This is a genomic window from Corynebacterium sp. LaCa_70 (genome assembly GCF_058182015.1).
This window is the reverse complement of the sequence record NZ_CP190914.1, coordinates 2,209,957-2,232,166: the sequence shown is the minus strand read 5'-3', so window position 1 is coordinate 2,232,166 and position 22,210 is coordinate 2,209,957. Positions and strand designations below refer to the sequence as shown.

Below are 22,210 nucleotides of genomic sequence, written 5' to 3'. Positions count from 1 at the left end.
GAATCTCGTCTTTGCGTCAGAATAGCAATTTTTGAATGGATGTATTCGGATTTATTGTTAAAATTTTTTATTTCCGAAGAGTGCAGTGCATAAAGAAGATGAAAGGCTGTGGATTGCCTCTGGGGATGAAATCGGATTGGTGGCAGTCTTCGTTCAGCTAGTCGTCGGCACGGTCGATTCCCGGCTACGGTAGTGGAATGCAATATATCGTCGCCGCCTATGTGCTGTGGGGTGTGTTTCCCGCGTTCTTCCCACTGTTGGATCCTGCCAGCCCGCTTGAGATTCTGGCGCACCGCATCATCTGGACTGCGGTCTTGATGGTGGGAATTTTGCTGGTAACCGGCCGGTGGCGCGAAATCTATGAGGTGCGCGCGGCTACCTGGTGGCGTTTGGCCGCCGCTGGCGTGGTGATCACCGTGAACTGGGGTACTTATGTCTTGGCGGTGATGAATGATCACGTCGCTGATGCCTCACTGGGCTATTACATGAACCCGTTGGTTTCGGTGGCGCTCGGCGTGTTGATTTTGCGCGAGCACCTACGCCGCTGGCAGATGGTGGCCGTGGCTATCGCGGCCGTAGCCGTGGTGTATCTGACGTTCCTGAGCGGCCAGCCACCAGTGATCGCGCTGGCGTTGGCATTCAGCTTTGGTACCTATGGCCTGCTGAAAAAGAAAGTCGCCGTGTCCGCGTTTTTCTCCGTCGGGGCAGAAACGATGATTATGCTGCCATTCGCGCTGGGCTATGTGGCATATATCAGCGTGAACCCAGAGCAACAATCCACTTTCACCAGTGAAGGCTGGGGACACACCCTGCTGATGATGTCGTGTGGTCTGGTCACCGCCACCCCTCTGCTGTTTTATGCCCGCGGTGCACACATGCTGCCGCTGTCGACGATCGGCATGTTGCAGTACCTTACCCCAACGATTCTGATGTTGTGGGCGCTGTTTATTACGCAAGAACCGATGTCGCAGCAGCGCTGGATCGGCTTCATCATCATTTGGGTCGCGGTGGCGGTGTATGTCGCTGATTTGGTGCGGATGCGTCGACACAGCAGGCGGGAGCAGCGCCGACAAACGGTATCATTTGCGGGAACCGGCCAGCGCGAAGGCAGCGCGCCAACCGAACATGAACAGTGCGGACGTCGCACTGGCGACCAACACGAATGACCAGTGCGGCACCGCCCCATTACGCAACGCCCAGATGACCAGCCCGACGATGACGGTGCACAACCACACGATGGCCGCTCCGCGGCCGTTGCGCGCACCGCTAACCATCGTCAGCGCCGTCGCGCGGGAAAGCAATAGCCAGCCGAAACCCAGCCCAATAAGGAATGGCCACAGCGTGGATAACCAGCCCACGAAAGACAGTGGCATGTCCGCAGACTGGTGGGCAATACGTGCAAGTAAGGCGAAAACTGCCAGCGCGATGGCATCGAAGATGATCGGACGGGCAGGTGTGTGGCGGGTAGGCGTCGACATGCCAGTTATTTTACGTCGCTGGTTTCTTCCGAATCAGTCTGGCGCAGCGCGGCGTAGGACATACCCTTGCGTGCGTAGTAGGCGAAGTAGATGACCCAGCCGATTGCGCTGTAGAAAACGAAGGTGATCAGCCGGTAGACCAACACCGTACCGGTGGCATCGACGGCCGTCATGCCGGTAGCCACTAGCGCGGTGATAATCGCGATTTCCACGGTGCCGACGCCCGCCGGGGTGATCTGCGCGGAACCCGCCAGCTTGGCGGTAATAAACGCGACGCTAATGCCCATGATGGTGGTGTGGTCGTCGGCAGGCCAGAACGACGGCATATTACCGGTCACGGCCCAGGCACAAGCCCACAGAGCAACGGCATCGAAGGCTCGGTTGAAAAACGCCATCAACGTCACCCAGGAAAATTGGCCCAAGTTCAACGACACTTGGTCGAGCTTGTTGACGTGTTTGACGAGCTTGTCGGTCTTTTTCCACGGCAGGTTTTTAATCCACCGCCCCACGGTCCGGGTATTGCAGGAAGCCCAGTACAGGCCTCCGCACAGACCCAACATCAACGCCAGGGATACTACTAATGACCACAACGCCACATCCGCGCCCCAGAAAAATACGCCGGTAAAACCGATCAACACGACCCACAGCGTGGAAATCGCAGAAGAAAGCACAAAAAACCAGCCGCACAGCACCACGGAAGCCCCCCAAGCGCGCTGCACTTTATACGTCAAGATCGCGGCGAACGCGGGACCGCCGGGAAGCGTCGTCGACCAGGCATTGGAGGCGAAGACAATGTTGTTGCACTCTTTGAACGAGACGGGCACACCACCGGAGACAAACAATTTGCGCATCACCTCGGCCATCGCCAATAGGGAAAACGCAAAGGTGATAAACACGACGACGATGGGCCAAGGTTGCGCGTGACGAAGGGTGCGGAAACCATCGCTCAAGAAATCTAGCTCGTCACGGAAGAAAATACCCATGACGACGAGTACTGCTAGGGGCAGTATCCACCGCAGCCATTTGCCTACTGTGCTCTTCATCGCGGCAACTACCTACTTGTCATTTTCTAAGCGTTTCATGAGCTCCGAGAACGGAATCAGGTCACTGTCTTGGTCGGTGGTGCGTCCGCTCCGAATGGCTTTGGTATCGGCGACGACTTCCGACTCATGCAGCTCGCGCGGTTCATCCAGCTCGTACCGTTCCTCGTACTGCTCATAGTCACCGTCCGGGGCAAGGTCGTTTTCCGGGGCAAGGTCGTACTGTTCATGGTCACCGTCAGGGCCGGAAGTATCCGCCATCCGCCCAGCCGGGACCACGGTTTCTTCGTATGCACCGTGCCCCATGCGTTCATAAATTCGGTGCACGAAGGCCGGTGCCCACCAGTTGTCTTCGCGCAGCAGGTGCATCACGGCTGGTACGAGGAACATGCGCACGATAGTGGCGTCGAGGAAGAGCGCGAAGATCATGCCGAAGGCGATGTATTTCATCATCACGATATCGGAGAAGCCGAACGCGCCAGCCACCACAATCATGATCAGCGCGGCTGCCGTAATGATGTGGCCGGTGTGCGCGGTGCCGTAGTTGATGGCGTCGTCGGTTGACGCTCCACGCTTGCGGGCTTCCACCATGCGCGAAACCAAAAAGACCTCGTAGTCCGTCGACAAGCCATAAATGATGGCGATGATCAGCACCAGGATCGGGCTCATCAGTGGGCCTGGCGAGAAATCCAACAGTCCGGAACCAGCGCCGAGGACAAACATGCCGGTCAAAATACCCAGGGTGGCGCCTAAGGTCAGCACCGTCATGATGATGGCTTTTGCCGGGATGATCAGCGAGCCGAACACCGCGGCCATCAGCAAGAACGTGGCGACAATAACGTACAGCGCCATCCACGGCAGTTTCTCAAACAGCGCTTCGAGTGATTCGACTTCCATCGCCGGGGTACCGCCGACGTAAAGTTCCACGCCTTCCGGTGCTGTAATCGCGCGCAGTTGTTCGATAACTTCGGCGTTATCTTCGCGGTCTGCAATACCGGCGCTCAACACAGTGGTGCCGTCTATGGTCTGGCTGGACGGCGCCATGGGGGAGGTCAGCCCTTCGATCTCACGGGCTTGCAAGACGACGTCGACAAGCTGCTGGTTATCGGCCCCCTTGACTACAAGTTTGATGGGCTCGGTGCGGTGTTCCGGGAATTGCTCGTTGAAACGATCCTGTGCCTGGCGGGTTTCGTGGCTCGGTGGCAGATAGGTCTCGTTGATGCCGCCGAAGCTGACACCCAACAGCGGGATGGTCAGTGCGAGCAGCAGGGCGGTGATGCCGACGGTAAACCAGCGAGCTTTGCTCATGGCCCAGCGTGGCACGCGGTACCAGAAGGTTTCCTCGATTGGGCGGGAGCGTTTGGTCTTGCGTACCGTCCACTTGTCGATGTTGTGGCCGAGCATGCCGAAAATAGCTGGCAGCACCGTCACCGAAAGCAGCGCCGCTAGGCCGACGGCGGAAATCGCGCCATAAGCAACGGATTTCAAAAACGCCTGCGGGAAAATCAGCAGGCTGGAAATGGCCACGGCCACCATGAGTGCGGAAAAGACCACCGTTTGCCCAGCGGTGGCGGTGGTAATCGCGACAGCTGTGCGGGTATCACGGCCTTTATCTAGTTCTTCGCGGAAGCGCGAGACCATAAATAGCCCGTAGTCGATGGCCAGGCCTAGGCCCAGCAGCGTGACGACGGCCTGTGAAAACACGTTGACCTGGATAAACCCGGCCAATACCGAGAGAATGCCGATGGAGCCCATGATCGACAGTGCGCCGACGATCAACGGCATAAACGCGGCGACGACGGAACCGAAGACGAACAGCAACAGCAAGCCCACCAGCGGTAGCGCTGCGCGTTCGGCAACCGAGATATCGTGCGCCATGCCGTCGTCCAAAGCATCAGCAACGGCGGTGGCTCCGGCAACCTCGATATCTAGGCCCTGGGCGGTTGCGGCGCCGGTGAGATCATCCTGGATGGTGCGGAAATCACGCAGAGTTTGCTCGTCGTCACCTGCTAAACCGATGGCCGCGAACGCTACCGAGCCGTCGTCGGACAGCAAGTTTGGATTGCGCGTATCGAAATAGCTGGTGACTTGCGCGATCTGGTCTGGGTACTGTTCTTGCAGGTAATTCAGGTGGGCGCGCGCAGCCTCTAAGTTTTCTTGCGGGTTGTCGAACAGCAAGATGACATCGCCGTTGCGGTCCCGCCCGAAGGTCTCGGCCTCAATCTCAGCAGCGGTGGTCGATGCCGCGCGGGGGTCTTCCCACCCTTCCTGGCTGAGGCGATCGTCGAGCTTGGTGCCAAAAACCGTGAAGACCACGGCGATAGCCGCGATGATTAGCAGTGGAATGATCCTGCGATGGGCATAGGAAAACTGCCCCCACCTGAAAAACATGCCGGTTCCTAACGGTTAGACAACAGTGACGACAGCGGGCGGAAGGGTGCCAACCAGGCGCCTTCTTCCGGCAGCGCATCCAGACTAACCCGCGGCAGTGGTTCGAGGAAGACCCCCTCGATATCTTCCAGGTCCACAAAACCGATATCTTCGTGGCTCACAGCCCACGAGCAGTGCTCCTGGAAACCCAACACGGTGGCGGGAATGCCGGCATTGATGAGTTCTTCGAGCAGCTCCTGGAAGTTTTGGCCGTCGGCAGAGGCGACGACGATCTCGCTTAAGCTGCCTTCCTCGAACCGCTGCCGGATATGGGCGACCATGTCAGGGTCCACATCAGATTCTTCGGTGATTTTTGGTTTTGCGAATACGGCATAGCCGACGTTGCGCAGTGCTTCTACCCATGGGCGAATGACCTCCGCGCCGCCGGGTGAGACATTGGTGAACACGCAGGCTTCTGGGGTGAGGTTTTCTTCTTCAGAGATTTCCAGAATCCAGCGGCCGATGGCGTCGAAACGCGGACGGGAATTAGCGGTGGGGCGGCCACCCAGGATGGAGCCCAGCCCCATGTCCAGGTTTGGTGCGTCCCAGATCATCAGCAGAGTGTTGTTGTGCGCTGAACTAGTGTGCGCAGAATGATTCTGCGCGGTGTGTGCGGTATGTGCGTCCATATTTTCGGTATATCCAGTATTTCTCGTATTTTTTCGGGTTTTATGCGGCCACGGGGTGTGCAGCCGTACGTGCTGTATGTGCCGCACAGCTGCTACGGATCCTGCGGGTTCATGGGGCGGGGCATTTCTGCCTAGCGCTTCACCCACAAGTATTCATTAATAATGTGGTCTTTTTCTAGGCCTTTGCCTTCGAATTTGGTGATCAGTTGGCGGTCGGTCAGCTGCGGGCATTCCGGCCATGGCCAGCCTTTGTATTCTAGTTGCGGCTCGACCTCGACCAACTCGTTAATCCATTCGGCATAGTCCGCGTGGTCGGTGGCCACATGCAGCACTCCGCCGGGTTTTAGGCGAGAGGCAAAAAGGTTCAACGGCCCGGATTGGATGATGCGGCGCTTGTGGTGCTTGGCTTTCGGCCATGGGTCCGGGAAAAACACGCGGATGCCATCGAGCGATTCTGGTGCGAACATGCGCATGAGTACTTCCATGCCGTCGCCGCGGATCATGCGGATATTCGGGATGTCTTCGCGTACTACCTGCCCAAGTAGCTTCGCCAGGCCGGGCTTGTACAACTCGACGGCAATAATATTGGTATCTGCTTCTTTTGGTGCCATTGCCGCGGTTGAAGTACCTGTGCCGGAGCCGATTTCCACGATCGTGGGTGCGCCGCTGCGGCCAAACCACTTGTCGACGTCGACGTGTTCGTCGGCAAGCATCGCGCCGAGTTCTGGCCAGTGCTTTTCGAAGGTCGCCAGCTGGTTGTCGCTGAGCGAGCCGCGGCGAAAAGTCACGGTGCCTAGCCGCGGGTAGTCGAGGTCATTGTTGAAAACCTCGTTGAAATCGGTCTGTGGGGGCCGACCGGCAGGAAATTCGCCGATGCCGCGGGATTGCTGGTTATTGTGTGTATTGACTGTATTCATTGCGTTATTCATTATTGCCTATTGTTCCCTGTCAAAAATAGTAGAACAATTCGGGGGCTTTCACTGTGGGCACAGGTGTTTTCGGGTGATCCAAACCTGCGCGATATTACCCCTGTATGAGGGTGGCAAGTGCACATTTTGCAGAATCAAAATGTGGATAAGCAGGGGTAGTGGCAGTGCGTGCATACACGCTTATACGTGGTTATTACCTTTCACCCCTGGTAGTCGCTACCCTGGGGCATGTCCAACCTGCTGTAGTGACCGATCAGGAGTCTAAATGAGCGCCCCAATCACGGGACTTGTTGGTGAAGCGCCAACGCAGAACAAAGAATTGATCAACTGGATCAACGACGCCGTTGCTATGTTTCAACCAGAAGACGTTGTGTTCGTCGATGGTTCGCAACAAGAATGGGATCGGCTTGCAGCCGAACTTGTCGACGCAGGAACCCTCATCAAGCTCAATGAGGAAAAGCGTCCAAACAGCTACCTAGCACGCTCGAACCCATCGGACGTCGCTCGTGTGGAATCGCGCACTTTCATCTGTACAGAAGACCAGGAAGGTGCCGGCCCAACCAATAACTGGGCCCCGCCGCAGGCCATGAAAGAGGAAATGGTCGACGTCTACACCGGCGCCATGAAAGGCCGCCGCATGTACGTCGTACCTTTTTGCATGGGTCCGATCAATGATCCAGACCCAAAACTGGGCATCCAGCTGACGGACTCGGCGTACGTCGTCATGTCCATGCGCACCATGACCCGCATGGGCACGGAAGTCCTGGATAAGCTTGGCGACGAAGGCTCCTTCGTGCGCTGTTTACACTCCGTGGGTGCCCCGCTGGAACCAGGCGAGGAAGATGTTGCCTGGCCATGCAATGAAACGAAGTACATCACCCAGTTCCCGAAGAGCAAAGAAATCTGGTCCTATGGCTCCGGCTACGGTGGTAACGCCATTTTGGCGAAGAAGTGCTACGCGCTGCGCATCGCCTCGGTCATGGCGAAAGAAGAAGGCTGGATGGCTGAGCACATGCTCATCCTGAAGCTGACCAGCCCAGAAGGCAAAAACTACAACGTTGCTGCGGCATTCCCATCCGCTTGTGGCAAGACCAACCTGGCCATGATCACCCCAACGCTGGATGGCTGGTCCGCAGAGGTAGTCGGTGACGATATTGCGTGGATGCACCTGCGCGAAGACGGCCTGTATGCCGTGAACCCAGAAAACGGCTTCTTCGGCGTCGCGCCGGGCACCAACTATGCATCCAACCCTATTGCGATGCGCACTATCGAACCAGGCAATACCTTGTTCACTAACGTTGCGCTGACCGACGACGGCGACGTCTGGTGGGAAGGCATGGATGGGGAAGCCCCAGAGCACCTGATTGACTGGAAGGGTAATGACTGGACCCCGGATTCTGCGGAGAAGGCTGCGCACCCGAACTCCCGTTACTGCGTGCCAATTTCCCAGTGCCCTGTCGCTGCCCCGGAATACGACGACTGGCGCGGTGTGAAGATCGACGCCATCCTGTTCGGTGGACGTCGTGCCGACACCATCCCGCTGGTTACCGAGGCTTTCGATTGGGAACACGGCACCATGATCGGTTCGCTGCTGGCTTCCGGCCAGACTGCCGCTGCCGAGGGAACCGTCGGTGCGCTGCGCCACGACCCAATGGCGATGCTGCCGTTCATGGGCTACAACGCTGGTGAATACCTGCAGCACTGGATTGACATGGGCAAGAAGGGCGGCGACCTGATGCCGTCGATCTTCCTGGTTAACTGGTTCCGCAAGAACGACGACGGCAAGATCATCTGGCCTGGCTTCGGTGAAAACTCCCGCGTATTGAAGTGGATCACCGAGCGTGTTGATGGCAAGGTCGGCGCAGAAAAGACCATCGTGGGTAATACCGCGCGTGCTGAGGATTTGGACCTGACCGGTCTGGAAATCAGCTTGGACGAGGTCAAAGAAGTCCTTGCTGTGGATCCTGCAGAGTGGGCTAGCGATGTCGACGACAACGCTGAGTACCTCAACTTCTTGGGCTCACGGGTCCCAGATGAGGTTCTGGAGCAGTTCGAGGCTTTGAAGTCCCGCATCGAGGAAGCTTCTGCAACGAAGTAAATCTGGCATTCTGCTCTGTTGCCGGTTCAGGTTTAGGGCAGGAAAGCGCTGAGATAAGACTTCCTGCCTGGGGCCTGGTGTTTGAGCGCAAACGGAAAGATCATTCCGTTTGCGCTTTTTGCATGCGAAAACGGCGTGACGAAGAACATTATCGGAAGGATCTTTCCGTCCTGATGCCTGGCCCTCACGTTGGAGCTGGACATTCGGTAATGGAAAGTCTGAAACGAGGAGGTAAGCAATGCTTATGTCTAGCTTGATGAAGGGAATAGCTAGTGCCAGTATTTTCTCGCTTGCTGGGTTTGCTTTAGGATTCTTCGACCATATTTGGCTGAGTGCTCTGATGATCTTGGTAACTATGCTGATATCTTTCTGGTTGCGCTTGAAGATTTTACGCAATGAAATGCATTCCCATATTGTCCTGGGGGTGTCAGTAGCGAGCGCTATTTCGGTGTTATTTTCGTGGCGTATATCTTCCGACGATCGGGCAGGCTTAGTTTTTGGTCTGGTGGTAATTACAGCGCTGTGGGCCGGTGCTTATCTTTTGTTGCGGCGTGCCGGTGCCCTGCGTGGTGCTAACACCCTATAAACGTCAAGTAAACATAAACGGTGGGATCTTTCCGGTCTTATGTCTGAAGTGTCCCAGGTTTTGTTCCGTTTGAGTAGATGGGAAAATCTGGAACAGACACTCTCGGCTAAACAGCGTGGCGATACCCGGATTGTAGGGTTATTCGAGCAAAAGCAAAAGGTCACGAATCAAGAAGCTGGATTTCGTGGATCAGGAAAGGTGCAGTTTGGATAATGTGAAAATTTTCGCCAGCCTCATTGCGAGGATAGTTTTCCTCATTCTTATTGTGGCCAGTCCATTTGTAGTCGCATTGGGAACCGTGCATATCCTAGGTGGGCTCGCAACCGCTAGCTTGGCCTCCATGTTGCAATGGGGAATTATTGCACTATTGGTGGGAATTTCACTTGATGGGTTGGTGCGCACCGTAGCACGTGCTGCTTATTTTTTATCTGGTCTAGAGATATTTCATAAGCAGGCCATTGAAAATATCATTGCTCTAGTCCTATTGGTATTTTTGTATTTCTTCGTAGCCGAAAGCATCTGGTTTGCCTTGCTTGCGGCCCTGGTCAATGTCGTCGTGGCAGCAGCAATAGGCAAGATCATCCCGGGCGGGAGTGAAACCAATTCCAGGGCCGATTTGCTGGCAAACCGAATGAAACTTTGAATGCGTTAGCTCCGCGTCTTATCCACCACAATCATCAGGTTTGAAGTGCCCAACTCCCGCAACCCGGGTATCTTCGTAATCCACCAGGCCCAGCTGGGGTGATAGCGCGGGAAGCAGTAGGTATGGTAGCCGCATTCGGCTGCCCAGCCGAGGCCTTCGTGGGCGGAGACGTCGAAAAGCGAATGCCCCCAGATATTTTTTGGCGGATGCCCGTGCTTGCGTTCGTAACGACGCCGGGCGAAATCCCCACCGATATAATGTGGCCACAACCCTGTTTCGTGCCCGCCGAAAGGCCCGAGCCACACCGTGTAACTGATGACCGCCAAGTTGCGTGCAACCCGCACCATTTCCTCGGCCATCTCCCAGGGGCGCGCGATGTGTTCGGCCACGTTGGAGGAATAGACGATGTCGACGCTGTTATCCCGAAAAGGCAGCGCTGTGCCGGAAGCACGAACCGCGGTATCCAAGGTGATTCCGGCTGCAGTCATTTCTGAAACGTCTGGTTCCAAGCCAATATAGTGCGCGCCGTGCTCGGCGAAAGCCGCCGAAAAATACCCGGGGCCACCGCCGACATCCAGCACCGATAGCTTGTCCAGCCCCGTGCCGTGCACATCCTGGTGGATTGCTGCCAGTTGTTGCGCGGTATCACGGGCCAGCGGTTCATAAAATTTGCGTGGCTGGGATTGCTCGTAATCGAAAGAACGCAGCAGGCGAATCGACCGGGCTAAGCTGGCATGGCGGCGTGTGTGGTGCAGGGGATGGCGCAGTTCGGGACGCATAGGTTCCCAGGATATAGCGTGTTGGAGGTTGTAGTTGGGAAGCCCAGTTTTTATTGATCGATCTTCGCTGAAACTCTTGCTTTTTGGGCTGGAAACTATATTATGAGGGTAATCATTCCAACTGGATAAAGTGATATAAACCATGTTGAGGGTTTTTCGGCGAAGAACCGTTCCGAGTGTGTGGTGCGATCTGTGCCCAGTATGAGAGGATGGGTGGTCCGCGGTGTTTTGACGTGGCTGCGGGCAGGCCCTTGTGCTCGAATACGGGATAGTTACACAATCGGAGTTAAAGGGTTTGATTGGGTAACTATTTAAAATAATGTGAAAAAGGGTTGGAGCGAAGAGAATCGTAATTTTTTAAAGAATAGGTCATTGTGGATAATTTTAATGTCCCGATTTTTCTAAACTTGCTGTTATTGTTCAGCGTTGTTCCTTCGACGATAATCGGAGGCGTCATTTGGCTCAGCTATTTGTTTTCGCGGAGGAAAGTTCTGCGTGAAGAGCAATCGGCGTCGAACCCTAAGATGCAGCGGAGGATAGACCAGCCTCAGCGTTCTTATCCGGTTTGGTTATTGCTGATGTGTGGTGCGGCAGCCGGTGTATTTGCCCCGATTGTTTGGTTGACATGGGCGCCTAGTTATGGGGCGCAGCATGTACCTGAACCACCTGGTGACTACCCTCTATGGCAAATATTAGGTTGTGTAGTAACTGTTGCTGCCTGCTCTATTTTTGTCAGTATGAAGTTGCGCAATACTTTTCGGGGTGCTGTTGCAACTTGGGGCGGGAGCCAAGAAAGCTCCGTTTTTATTGTGTGATCAACGCTATGTGCCTGTGTTGTCAGGCCGTCTCGAATACCCGGCTAACAATCACTGCATCCGGATTCGGGTGACCATAGGCAAACATCGTGCCCTGCCCCTTCCGCAATGAGTGCATCGCTTCCATCCCTTTCAACGTCCGGTAGGCAGACGTTTGGTTTTTGAATGCTCCTTTCGGCCCCAGGATCCGCTTTAACCGGCCATGATCGCCTTCAATGACGTTGTTGAGGTATTTCACCCGACGATGCTCGACCGTCGATGGACAGACGCCTTCCGCCTTCAGCTCAGAGATTGCCCTGGCGAGTGAGGGGGCCTTGTCGGTGCTGATCACCCGCGGATAGCCTGCCGATTTATTCGACCGCAGCGTCTTCGCCAGGAAACGCTTCGCTGCCGCGACGTTGCGTTTTGGTGAGAGGTAGAAGTCCAGGGTCTGGCCACCTGCGGTGATTGCCCGATAGAGGTAGCACCACTTTCCCCCGACCCGGATATAGGTCTCATCCACCCGCCAGGACCTGGCCTGCCAGTCAGGAACTTGCCGATACCACCGGGTCTTCTTATCCAGCTCAGGAGCATATTTCTGGACCCAGCGGTAGATCGTGGTGTGATCGACCGGCACTCCCCGCTCGGTCATCATCTCTTCGAGGTCGCGATAGCTCACGCCGTAGCGGCAGTACCACCGCACCGCCCACAGGATGATTTCACGAGGGAACTGCCGACCGGAGAAGATGCCCATGGACCTGATTATTCCACGCCGGTCTTCCTACTGCCCCAACTTTGCAACAGCACCGGTCCCGGGGAGCTCTCTCCCCTACTCGCGAGGCAGAACTGCACTCCGGCCCACCAGCGTGAGCAGCGAGACTGCAATCTTCAGCTAGCCTTCATCGCCATTTAGTCGTGAGACCACGACATTGGCGTCGACATCCTCAGGAACAGCCATCTGTAGGGACTCTCCCTGAAGACTGCCCTGCACCCTGACTGCGGAGAGAATGTCGCCGTCGCTCTTCGTCACCAGGCGCGCGCTTTCGCCAGCTTCGGACGCTTCTGTCGAGAGCTTCTGCACGACTTCAGCTCCATCGCTATCAAGCGTCACGTCAATCATCCTGGGCCCTGACGACGCTGCAGAGTCAACACCCACTCGCTCGAAATCTGCCGGATTGATCAGAATGTTCTCGCCTTGGAACAAGACACACTGCGAGCTCGAATCGTCTGCACAGGTCTCCGAGACGGCCATCTCCAATACGGCCGCCGACTCGCCAGAGGCATTCTCAGAGGCCGCTGGTGCCCCTTCGTCGGCGGTACTTCCGCCGTCCGTGCAAGCCGCTAGGGCCAGTAACAGGGGCGCGACAGCAGCAAGTTTCCACATAGAAGTGGACCCTACCTAACGCCGCTTCCCGTCGCGGCAGCATTGTTGGCTCTGTTAACAGCCACAAGCAGATCCACCCCAGACCAGCCTTAACCTGTCAATCCGAATCATGCCCGCCACTCGACCGTTGGCTGCATGGCTCTGTTGCAAAGATTGGCGGCAGTCAGAGGTAGGCTGTCGCTCTGCGCCGATCAGGCGGCTGCTGCGAAATGGTGGTTGAGCATGCCCATGGCCTCCGTCAGCGCCGAGGGCCCAATGCCAAAAGCTCTCTCCACAAGGCGCACCTCGCCCCTGATGCCGGGCTGCAGGCACCAGGGGCGAGCCTGTCCTTTGCGCAGGGCTCGCATGACTTCGAATCCCTTGATCGTGGCATAGGCCGTGGGGATCGATTTGAAACCGCGCACCGGCTTGATCAGTATCTTGAGCTTTCCGTGATCGGCCTCGATCACGTTATTGAGATACTTCACCTGCCGGTGGGCCGTCTCCCGGTCCAGCTTTCCTTCGCGCTTCAATTCGGTGATCGCTGCACCATAGCTCGGCGCTTTGTCGGTATTGAGCGTGGCAGGCTTTTCCCAGTGCTTCAGGCCTCGCAGGGCCTTGCCCAGGAACCGCTTCGCTGCCTTGGCGCTGCGGGTCGGCGACAGGTAGAAATCGATCGTGTCGCCCCGCTTGTCGACTGCCCGGTACAGGTAGGTCCACTTGCCCCGCACCTTGACGTAGGTTTCATCCAGGCGCCAGCTCGGATCAAAGCCACGCCGCCAGAACCAGCGCAGCCGCTTCTCCATCTCCGGGGCGTAGCACTGGACCCAGCGATAGATCGTCGTATGGTCGACCGAAATGCCGCGTTCCGCCAGCATTTCCTCAAGGTCGCGATAGCTGATCGGATAGCGACAATACCAGCGCACCGCCCACAGGATCACATCACCCTGGAAATGGCGCCACTTGAAATCCGTCATCGTTCCGTCCGTCCAATCTCCGCCAAGCATGCTCAAGCTTCACGATTTTTGCAACAGAGCCATATCGACAACCTCTCGCGCAACCAAGACATCGCGGTCGGACTGCAAGTGATCTTGAAGCCACGGGCCCGTCCCACCCCGACATGGACCTCGATGCCCGAACGGACGTTAGATTTCGAGTTCTAGGTGTGATGTCCAGGGACGTTGTTGAGTCGGTCGAAGGGTACGCCGCCAATCGCAGAGTGGTGTCGGTGGTGGTTGTAGAAGTGGAGCCAGCCGGGCAGCGCCAGGCGTCGTTCGGCCTCTGAACCGTAAAACCTGGCATAGGCCCAGCCGTCCCCGAGCGTGCGGTGGAATCGCTCGATCTTCCCGTTCGTCTGCGGCCGGTAGGGGCGTGTCCGCTTGTGTCGGATGCCGAGCCGAGCGCAGAAGTCCCTCCATGCGTGGGATCTGTATGCCGACCCGTTGTCGGATAGGACTCGCTCGACGGTCACGCCTCGTTCGGCGAACCAGGCCACGGCGCGTTCGAGAACTCCCACCGCTGTGCTCGCCTGCTCATCCGACCAGATTTCTGCGTATGCGACGCGGGAGTGGTCATCGATGACTGTGTGAACGAACGCCGTCCCGGTGCGCGGCTTGTGATCTTTTCCTCGTGGTAATCCCGGAGTCGCGAGCTTGTTCCGTGCGCCTTGCTGCCGACCTACGTAACGATGTCCACCGCCGTCGGGGATGTTGCCGAACTTCGTGACATCGACATGAATCAACGATCCCGGATGAGGATGCTCATATCGCCGCAATGGCTCGCCAGTGACACGATCGATATGCGAGAGGCGGTTCACGCGGCAACGGACGAGGACCGCGTGAACAGTCGACGTCGAGAGACCAAGTCGCGCAGCGATCTGGGCTGGCCCCAGTCGAAGCCGCCAGCGCAGGTTGATGATCTTCTTCTTGACATGCTCGGGCGTCCTGCCTGGGATCCGGTGCGGCTTGCTGGAGCGATCCTGCATCCCAAACTCACCCTCTTCCCGGTAGCGGCCTGCCCATTTCCGGGCAGTGATCGGGGAGACCATGAACATCTTTGCGGCGATCGTGGCCGGATAGCCGTCTTCGACAATCAGCCGAGCTAACCGGAGACGGGCACGAGGAGTGAGAAGAGCGTTCGGATGGGTCATCAATTGGCCTCCGCCGCGGTCTTCGTAAGCGCGCGTCTGGTGAGAAGCATGATGACGAGAGCGATCGCTGTCAGCACCGAAGCGACCCAAACCGGCGCGAGCAGCCCCAGCCCGGTCGCGAGCCCGAGCGCACCAAGCACGGGCCCCGCTGCAGCTCCGATATTCAATGCTGCGGTTGCGTACGAACCGCCCATCGTTGGCGCACCCGATGCTGCATACAGCACACGCGTGATCAGAGTACTGCCGACGCCGAACGACAGGAATCCCTGAACGAGGACGAGGACGATAAGCGCAACGGGATGAGATGCGACCACTGCCAACACGATCCAGCCTGTCAGCAATAGCGGTCCGCCGACTGCGAGCACGAGGCCAGGTCGTTGATCTGATAGTCGTCCTGCGATCGTGACGCCAAGGAACGATCCGATGCCGAACATCACCAGCGCGACGGACACCCACGCTTCGGCCAAGCCCGCGGTCTCGGTCACGATGGGTGCCAGGAAGGTGAATGCCGCAAAGGTCCCTCCGTTGATCAGCGCTCCGAGTGCCATGGCCAGGATGAGCCGCGGCGTCGCCAACTGGCTGAGCTCGACACGGAGCCTTGGTGAGGTCGCGCTAGTCTCGCTCCGACCAACATTGTTCGTGACGCCACGAATGACTCCAACGGCCGCGGGAATACAGAGGATGGCGATCGCCCAGAACGTCGTTCGCCAGCCCAGCGCTGTGCCGAGCAGTGCCCCGGCGGGGACGCCCACGACGGTTGCGATCGTCGTGCCGGAGAGCAGGATCGACAGTGCACGCCCCTTCTGGTTCGCTGGCACGAGGGTAGTGGCCGTGCTCAGTGCTACGGCGAGGAATCCTGCGTTTGCGAGAGCGCTGAGCACCCGGGTGATGAGCAGGAGAGAGAACACTGGTGTCATCGCTCCGATGACGTGGCTTCCCGCGAACACGAGAAGGCAAACGATCAATGTGAGCCGCGGTGGCCAACGGCGAGCGAATGCCGCCATCACTGGCGCGCCGACGACCATACCGACTGCGAATGCGGAGGTCAGCAGGCCCGCAGTGCCGACCGAGACGTCAAGTTCGGTCGCGATCGCGGGGAGCAATCCCGCGAGCATGAATTCTGAAGTGCCCATGACGAAGACCGCCAGGGCAAGCATGTAAAGGGCAAAAGGCATCGAGTACTCCGAGGTGTGAGATCAAGAAATGGTTCTTCTTGTCACCACGGCCAGCGCCCCGGGTACGCCAGACATACGCCCACACAGATCGTGGGCGTCGTAACTAGTGGTTCAAGGGGCTGGCGGTGTGACCGACAACCCCTGACCTGTCTGATTCGGGACTCGACATGCCCCAAACTCTAACATGCCTTGGTGCTGTTGCAAAGTTGGGGCAGTAGGAAGACCGGCGTGGAATAATCAGGTCCATGGGCATCTTCTCCGGTCGGCAGTTCCCTCGTGAAATCATCCTGTGGGCGGTGCGGTGGTACTGCCGCTACGGCGTGAGCTATCGCGACCTCGAAGAGATGATGACCGAGCGGGGAGTGCCGGTCGATCACACCACGATCTACCGCTGGGTGCAGAAATATGCTCCTGAGCTGGATAAGAAGACCCGGTGGTATCGGCAAGTTCCTGACTGGCAGGCCCGGTCCTGGCGGGTGGATGAGACCTATATCCGGGTCGGGGGAAAGTGGTGCTACCTCTATCGGGCAATCACCGCAGGTGGCCAGACCCTGGACTTCTACCTCTCACCAAAACGCAACGTCGCGGCAGCGAAGCGTTTCCTGGCGAAGACGCTGCGGTCGAATAAATCGGCAGGCTATCCGCGGGTGATCAGCACCGACAAGGCCCCCTCACTCGCCAGGGCAATCTCTGAGCTGAAGGCGGAAGGCGTCTGTCCATCGACGGTCGAGCATCGTCGGGTGAAATACCTCAACAACGTCATTGAAGGCGATCATGGCCGGTTAAAGCGGATCCTGGGGCCGAAAGGAGCATTCAAAAACCAAACGTCTGCCTACCGGACGTTGAAAGGGATGGAAGCGATGCACTCATTGCGGAAGGGGCAGGGCACGATGTTTGCCTATGGTCACCCGAATCCGGATGCAGTGATTGTTAGCCGGGTATTCGAGACGGCCTGACAACACAGGCACATAGCGTTGATCACACAATAAAAACGGAGCTTTCTTGGCTCCCGCCCCAAGTTGCAACAGCACCTTTAAATGGATATAATTAGACCCATGTTGATTTCAGGTACCGCTTTCTTGCGGTTGCGCACCAACCGCTAAGGCGGTTTCCTACCCCGTAGGTTAAAAACCGCTCCGGTCCTTTAGCCGGGCGGCTATTTGTCATGCCCGGCTCCCTTTCAAATCCAAGGAGCACACCTGATGTCTGCATACGGACACGGCCGTCACGAGCATGGCCAAAATTTTCTCACCAACCACAAGATCATCAACTCCATCATCGACCTTGTGAAACAAACCTCCGGCCCCATCATTGAGATCGGACCAGGAAGCGGTGCCCTCACTCACCCGATGGCCCACTTGGGGAGGGCGATAACGGCAGTTGAAGTGGACGCAAAACTAGCTGCCAAAATCACACAAGAAACCTCCTCGGCGGCGGTCGAAGTGGTCCATGATGATTTCCTTAACTTCCGGTTACCCGCCACTCCCTGCGTCATTGTGGGAAACATTCCCTTTCACCTCACCACTGCCATTCTTCGAAAGTTGCTGCATGCGCCAGCATGGACTGACGCTGTACTCCTCATGCAGTGGGAAGTCGCTCGCCGCCGGGCCGGGGTAGGCGCAAGCACGATGATGACGGCTCAGTGGTCCCCATGGTTCACATTTCACCTGGGTTCTCGGGTACCAAGGCCTGCTTTCCGGCCACAGCCAAACGTTGACGGGGGGATCTTAGTGATCCGCCGGGTGGGTGACCCGAAGATTCCGATAGAGCAGCGCAAAGCCTTTCAGGCGATGGTGCACACCGTTTTCACTGCCCGGGGACGCGGGATAGGGGAAATTCTCCGAAGGGCAGGGTTGTTTTCATCACGTTCAGAAACACAATCATGGTTGCGCTCGCGAGGAATCGACCCCGCGACCCTACCTCCCAGATTGCACACCAACGACTGGATCGATCTCTTCCAGGTGACTGGTTCCTCTCTACCTCACCATCGACCCATTTCACCATCGGGAAGTAGTCAACGACCTCCTCAACGGAAAAACCGAAGCCGGCGGCGTTAATCCCCACCAAAACCGAAATCCACCAGTAGTACTAAAAGGGCTCTTCCGGTTTTAGAGTGCATTGATTAGTTCGCCGGGGGTTCGGGCGTGGCACAAGATATTGGGGTCCTTGGCTTTGTAGGAAAAAGGTATCTAATCCATCCGTACAAAACTAAGGACCTACTGTGCAGCCTAACGGAAATGTCATCGTCGATACCATCTGCCGCACCGCAAAACTAGGAACTACTATCACCGGTGCCACAGAAAACGGTGACGTCACTGTTATTGAAGCCGAACCCGTCGAGCCGATCAATGAATGCCCTACCTGCGGGCAGCCTGGAGTATTCCGCGACCACGTCATCCGCAGCCTGGTCGATCTGCCCATCGTCGGCCACCCAACAACTTCATGTGCGCCTTCCACGCTACCGGTGCACCAACAAGCGTTGCTTGCAGAAGATCTTCCGTGCTGGCCTTGCCTGCACGCCCGACAATTCAAAGACCACGGACCAGGTGACCCACTGGATCCTGCAACGACTCTGCCTAAATCGGATGAGCGTTGCCGCTGCACCCAAGTCATTAGGCCTGGGGTGGGATATGAAGTGTCCCAGGTTTTGTTCCGTTTGATGAAACCCGTTTTTGAAACAACGTACGGAGCACAACGCACGCCGATGCCAAAGCTTCCGCAACATCGACTACCTCATCAAACCCACGACAGTGGGATTCACACCCTCAATCCCCACGCGTGCAATCTTCGCACCTCAAAGATTGAAAAATGAAAGAAACCGGAGGTAACATACCCTTTCGAGTTTGTTACTTCCGGTGGTGCAGTTTGTTCAACTGCTCATGGTGTGCTGTTCACATCCCATGGTCACACGGTAATTCTTGTGTACAGCTCCCGAGCAGCACTTATGTAATCTCCCGAGAATAAATTCCGCCTCAACTAGGCCAAAAAGTCGATGAAAGACCGTGCTATAAGTGGCCTCAGCAAGCAAACTTTTTTACTTTTGCCCTCCCGTTGACGGCAGAAGAAACTCGCCCTGCCGAAGCAGGACGAGTGTTAGTACATGCGTGCTAAATAGTTTCCAGACCTTTTAGGTTCGAGGTGGAGCCTTTACCGGGGTACGACCAAGGTCTTCTTCAATCATGCGCAGGCGCTTTTTCATCGAATCCTCCGATGGCCGCCGCCTAGCGTATGAATCCTGAATAGCCCGATTTGTTGCAGCTATCCACAGAGCAATGGTGATATAGAGCATTGGCTCTCGCCGAACGCCGCGCCTCAGGTTATCCATACCTGTGACGTAGTGGGATTTCATAATGGAAAACCGTTGTTCAGTAATGGCACGTGCGGATTCGTAGTAGACGGTGTGCTCCCACGAGCCTGGCACTAGCCCCCACTGGGCCCGTTTCCACTGCTCAGGCGTGTAGGTTTGAGTAATACTCGAGCTTGAGCAGCACCGGTACCGTGTGGCATCCCAGGACGGTGCAACAGTAGGGGCTCCATTTTCGGCAGAAACCATGGAAGCCGGCTTAAGCGGGCATTTCACCCTGCCTTGGACGGCGGGACAAACCAGATCGATTTTCACCGGAAGATCACCTTCAACTTCTTGTTTACTGGGTCTACCGCGGGTCGCCCGTTTACGATACGGACGCGAATTCGTGCCCATCAGCAGTGGAAATAGGGCTTCCATCTGTGCATCATGCTGTTCGAAACCGTCCGGTTCGTCGAGAAGATCCACAGTACGGCGGGTGATTTTCCCGTCACCTGCCAGGTGACGGGCCATGGGGCAGTAGAAATCGCCTGCGATCTGGACTGGGCCGCTCGACATGTCAGTCGTTCCTGGCGCATCTGAGGCCATGATGGTGCGCCACGAGATTGGATACCGCACAATAGGCGCGTACCCCGCATCGAGTACAACATCAGAAAACTGACGTTTGACGTTGTAGCCCATGTCCACGGTGAGAAAAGGGATCCGACCGCGTTTCGTGCGCTGGTCAAAGCCATTTTCTTGGTGGAAGCGAAGAGCACGCTCCAAGCTCATCACCGACCCGGAGCTTGGTTTGTCGATTGATATGGCGGTGATCACCGACGGTATGCCATAGACCGCCTGGGGTGGCCCGACCCGACTGACTGCAGTCACACCGAGGCCTACACCGCCTTTGGTGATGCGTCGGCTTCCGGCCTCGGCATGCAGGGAGTGGTCCTCGCGATCGCGGATGTAGAAGGCGCCGGAGTATGCTGCACCGCGTTGCTTATCGTCGCGGCTGCCCAGCCCTTGGGATTGACCAGCCAAATCGATGATCGTCTCATCCGCAACCACGTCGCCCTTGTATCCCGACGGGGACGGGTCATCGATAGACCCAGCTACGATGGCATTAACAACTTGGTGGAGGCGCTCACTGGCGACCACTGAGGCCTGCTGCTGCTCCTCGGTCCGCGCAGCCATCGTTTGACGATGAGCTCCGTTTTTGTCTCGGCGGGCACGGATATCCGGTAGAGAATCCAGCGGTTCCAGATATCTGGTCAGCCACATGGCGAATGCGCGGTAGGTTCCTTCCCCACTATATCCGTGCAGGTCAAGACCCAGTCGCTGCTGAGTGTCGCTATCCAGATCCCAGAGGGTACGCCAGATCTCTGCCATGGACGGCGCACGTTGAGTACCAATCAGCGCTAGTCCTATCGTTAAGACGGCAAAGATGGAGTAGCGTGGGCCAGTTGCCGTGCGCCCACCGATTCCTTTTGCCTGCCGTCGATAAAAATCGATGAACGTATGTGCTCCAGATTTGTCGATCACTTGTGCGCATTCCTCCAGGTAGGTGCGCGAAAAGGTCAACTTTTGTTCCTGTAGTGCGATCGTCATACCTCTGCAGCCTCCTTGGTCCGCAGCAGCGCATGCGCGATATCCGCGGACGAATAGTCCGGCAGCGATTCATCCAGGTCGTGCAGAATCCGTAAATCCGCGATGCCAGCGAGCTTAAGCAGCATTGCTGCGGGTATAGCCGGATCTGTGGCCAAATCGACCACCCAACGATTTCGCAATGCGGCCGCATTAAAACGCGGAAAACCCTGCTCATCCAACCTATCTGCAACATGACAAATTGCGTTGCGTGGCATGGTCTGCCCCACACAGGGAAAGACGAACCCACCGCCAGCCTCTTGGGCGCGGGTGAGCAGACGGTGCCCACGAATAGGGCACACGACCGGCACCACCCGACTAACCACGCCCTTTTTGCGTACCGCAACAACGACGACGGTTCTTTCCTGAAGTTCTAGCGCAGTGATATCGGTTCCGCGGAGACGTCGGATTTCTCCTGCCGACAAACCCGCTCCGGTGGTGAGATCCAAAATCACGAGCAGCTGCTGGCGCAAAGAGCCGCTCAGCGAGGGCACGATGGCGTACAGCTCATCTGCCAGTGGCTCGGAAGCTGGCGCGACAGCCTTCCGACGCGGACCGCGTGAGCGGTGCGGCTCTGGAAATTGGTTCGGATACAGTGCCCTACCTGCGGCGTACAGTATAGTGCGATAGGTGCGCTGTGCTCGACGATTGAAAACGTCATCTCTAAAAAGCCATCGATCGACAGCCTCCCTGACCAAGGCTCGCTCCTCATCGACCACACCATATACCAGCCCCTCGTCGTACAGATACCGCGCTAACACGCGGCACGCTTTCGCATCGGCGACCTCATCAAGCTCGCGCGTATGGGCCTGGACCAGCGCGGCCCTCTCGATTGCCTGCGAACGCAACGGGCCTACAGGACGCCGGATCCCCACATCCCGAAGTCGGGCATACCGATCTGCATCAGGGACGGTCCGGCGGGTCAAGCGTCGCACACGCTCAGGTGCTATATCTCCGGCCACCACCGTCAACGTCGCCGTACCACCAGCTCGACCACTCTTGGTTGGTTCGGAGCTTGGTGCTGCTGCTAAGGCCTTAAAACGCCCCATGATCGCACCCCGATTCCACGACGACGGGAGCACTGGAAAATTCGCGATTGCAAAACGCATTTAGGCATGACAAGATTGAGCCATCTCCTTCACATAGGTAGAACGTGTTGAATGGATATACTCACGAAAATTTCGACA

Annotated in this window: 22 protein-coding genes and 1 pseudogene; 9 read left to right on the top strand and 14 right to left on the bottom strand. The window is 57.0% G+C overall.

The features are described 5' to 3' along the window. The first annotated feature begins 197 nt into the window (after positions 1–197). A complete protein-coding gene (rarD, locus tag ACP8MI_RS10165) occupies positions 198–1,166 on the top strand; it encodes an EamA family transporter RarD (protein WP_018121547.1) in 969 nt (322 codons plus the stop codon). On the opposite strand, the gene ACP8MI_RS10160 is transcribed toward rarD, so the two are convergent. The 5 genes from ACP8MI_RS10160 to trmB form a co-directional block, all read right to left on the bottom strand. After that, positions 1,080–1,478 carry a DUF3054 domain-containing protein gene (locus tag ACP8MI_RS10160; RefSeq protein ID WP_023018803.1) on the bottom strand — a complete coding sequence of 133 codons (399 nt, stop codon included), beginning with the start codon at positions 1,476–1,478 and terminating at the stop codon, positions 1,080–1,082. The two genes, rarD and ACP8MI_RS10160, sit on opposite strands and share 87 nt — an antisense overlap. 5 nt (positions 1,479–1,483) lie before the next feature. Beyond that, positions 1,484–2,521: a lysylphosphatidylglycerol synthase transmembrane domain-containing protein gene (locus tag ACP8MI_RS10155; RefSeq protein WP_023018804.1), complete on the bottom strand. Its 1,038-nt coding sequence runs from the start codon at positions 2,519–2,521 to the stop codon at positions 1,484–1,486. Between the two features lie 12 nt (positions 2,522–2,533). Beyond that, complete coding sequence (locus ACP8MI_RS10150) at positions 2,534–4,909, bottom strand: MMPL family transporter (protein WP_018121544.1); 2,376 nt, start codon at positions 4,907–4,909, stop codon at positions 2,534–2,536. 8 nt (positions 4,910–4,917) lie between these two features. Further along, complete coding sequence (locus ACP8MI_RS10145) at positions 4,918–5,577, bottom strand: NYN domain-containing protein (RefSeq protein WP_018121543.1); 660 nt, start codon at positions 5,575–5,577, stop codon at positions 4,918–4,920. A gap of 131 nt (positions 5,578–5,708) precedes the next feature. Beyond that, on the bottom strand, positions 5,709–6,494 hold the full coding sequence (gene trmB / locus ACP8MI_RS10140) for a tRNA (guanosine(46)-N7)-methyltransferase TrmB (RefSeq protein WP_026168083.1): 786 nt from the start codon (positions 6,492–6,494) through the stop codon (positions 5,709–5,711). Between the two features lie 277 nt (positions 6,495–6,771). Here trmB and ACP8MI_RS10135 point away from each other — a divergent pair, with 277 nt between their 5' ends. The 3 genes from ACP8MI_RS10135 to ACP8MI_RS10125 all read left to right on the top strand — a co-directional run bounded on the left by ACP8MI_RS10135 (position 6,772) and on the right by ACP8MI_RS10125 (position 9,833). Beyond that, positions 6,772–8,604 carry a phosphoenolpyruvate carboxykinase (GTP) gene (locus ACP8MI_RS10135; RefSeq protein WP_018121541.1) on the top strand — a complete coding sequence of 611 codons (1,833 nt, stop codon included), beginning with the start codon at positions 6,772–6,774 and terminating at the stop codon, positions 8,602–8,604. Between the two features lie 238 nt (positions 8,605–8,842). Further along, positions 8,843–9,190 carry a hypothetical protein gene (locus ACP8MI_RS10130; RefSeq protein ID WP_018121539.1) on the top strand — a complete coding sequence of 116 codons (348 nt, stop codon included), beginning with the start codon at positions 8,843–8,845 and terminating at the stop codon, positions 9,188–9,190. A gap of 205 nt (positions 9,191–9,395) precedes the next feature. Continuing rightward, the gene (locus ACP8MI_RS10125; protein ID WP_021353494.1) at positions 9,396–9,833 is read left to right on the top strand and encodes a hypothetical protein; all 438 of its coding nucleotides are present in this window, start codon (positions 9,396–9,398) and stop codon (positions 9,831–9,833) included. A 5-nt stretch (positions 9,834–9,838) separates the two neighbouring features. On the opposite strand, the gene ACP8MI_RS10120 is transcribed toward ACP8MI_RS10125, so the two are convergent. After that, positions 9,839–10,612, bottom strand: coding sequence for a class I SAM-dependent methyltransferase (locus ACP8MI_RS10120; RefSeq protein WP_018121536.1), 774 nt, complete (start codon positions 10,610–10,612; stop codon positions 9,839–9,841). Between the two features lie 374 nt (positions 10,613–10,986). Here ACP8MI_RS10120 and ACP8MI_RS10115 point away from each other — a divergent pair, with 374 nt between their 5' ends. Continuing rightward, positions 10,987–11,427, top strand: coding sequence for a hypothetical protein (locus tag ACP8MI_RS10115; protein ID WP_126844759.1), 441 nt, complete (start codon positions 10,987–10,989; stop codon positions 11,425–11,427). A gap of 22 nt (positions 11,428–11,449) precedes the next feature. Here ACP8MI_RS10115 and ACP8MI_RS10110 read toward each other — a convergent pair whose 3' ends face one another. The 6 genes from ACP8MI_RS10110 to ACP8MI_RS10085 all read right to left on the bottom strand — a co-directional run bounded on the left by ACP8MI_RS10110 (position 11,450) and on the right by ACP8MI_RS10085 (position 16,168). Further along, positions 11,450–12,160 (bottom strand): IS6-like element IS1628 family transposase, encoded by a 711-nt coding sequence (locus tag ACP8MI_RS10110; RefSeq protein WP_011069225.1) that lies wholly within the window; start codon positions 12,158–12,160, stop codon positions 11,450–11,452. Positions 12,161–12,298: 138 nt separating this feature from the next. Beyond that, a complete protein-coding gene (locus ACP8MI_RS10105; RefSeq protein ID WP_126851384.1) occupies positions 12,299–12,517 on the bottom strand; it encodes a hypothetical protein in 219 nt (72 codons plus the stop codon). A 464-nt stretch (positions 12,518–12,981) separates the two neighbouring features. After that, complete coding sequence (locus ACP8MI_RS10100) at positions 12,982–13,746, bottom strand: IS6-like element IS6100 family transposase (protein WP_001389365.1); 765 nt, start codon at positions 13,744–13,746, stop codon at positions 12,982–12,984. Between the two features lie 182 nt (positions 13,747–13,928). Further along, positions 13,929–14,918, bottom strand: coding sequence for an IS481-like element IS5564 family transposase (locus ACP8MI_RS10095; RefSeq protein ID WP_011113072.1), 990 nt, complete (start codon positions 14,916–14,918; stop codon positions 13,929–13,931). After that, the gene (gene cmx, locus ACP8MI_RS10090) at positions 14,918–16,093 is read right to left on the bottom strand and encodes a chloramphenicol efflux MFS transporter Cmx (RefSeq protein ID WP_005297378.1); all 1,176 of its coding nucleotides are present in this window, start codon (positions 16,091–16,093) and stop codon (positions 14,918–14,920) included. Before cmx ends, ACP8MI_RS10095 begins: the two co-directional genes overlap by 1 nt. Before the next feature lie 21 nt (positions 16,094–16,114). Continuing rightward, positions 16,115–16,168 carry a chloramphenicol resistance leader peptide gene (locus ACP8MI_RS10085; protein ID WP_011113070.1) on the bottom strand — a complete coding sequence of 18 codons (54 nt, stop codon included), beginning with the start codon at positions 16,166–16,168 and terminating at the stop codon, positions 16,115–16,117. Positions 16,169–16,338: 170 nt separating this feature from the next. Here ACP8MI_RS10085 and ACP8MI_RS10080 point away from each other — a divergent pair, with 170 nt between their 5' ends. From ACP8MI_RS10080 to ACP8MI_RS10065, 4 genes and pseudogenes are all read left to right on the top strand, one after another. Continuing rightward, positions 16,339–17,049: an IS6-like element IS1628 family transposase gene (locus ACP8MI_RS10080; protein WP_011069225.1), complete on the top strand. Its 711-nt coding sequence runs from the start codon at positions 16,339–16,341 to the stop codon at positions 17,047–17,049. An 81-nt stretch (positions 17,050–17,130) separates the two neighbouring features. Next, on the top strand, positions 17,131–17,196 hold the full coding sequence (locus tag ACP8MI_RS10075; protein ID WP_071569110.1) for an erythromycin resistance leader peptide: 66 nt from the start codon (positions 17,131–17,133) through the stop codon (positions 17,194–17,196). 99 nt (positions 17,197–17,295) lie between these two features. Beyond that, entirely contained in the window at positions 17,296–18,150 is an 855-nt protein-coding gene (gene erm, locus ACP8MI_RS10070) for a 23S ribosomal RNA methyltransferase Erm (protein WP_016459102.1), read from the top strand. Between the two features lie 164 nt (positions 18,151–18,314). Beyond that, positions 18,315–18,732 (top strand): annotated as a pseudogene (locus ACP8MI_RS10065) (transposase family protein); the annotation flags it as partial. A 488-nt stretch (positions 18,733–19,220) separates the two neighbouring features. Here the strand turns inward: ACP8MI_RS10065 and ACP8MI_RS10060 are convergent. Beyond that, positions 19,221–20,987 (bottom strand): hypothetical protein, encoded by a 1,767-nt coding sequence (locus tag ACP8MI_RS10060; RefSeq protein ID WP_018121662.1) that lies wholly within the window; start codon positions 20,985–20,987, stop codon positions 19,221–19,223. Beyond that, entirely contained in the window at positions 20,984–22,132 is a 1,149-nt protein-coding gene (locus tag ACP8MI_RS10055) for a hypothetical protein (RefSeq protein WP_018121661.1), read from the bottom strand. Before ACP8MI_RS10055 ends, ACP8MI_RS10060 begins: the two co-directional genes overlap by 4 nt. Positions 22,133–22,210: the final 78 nt, after the last annotated feature.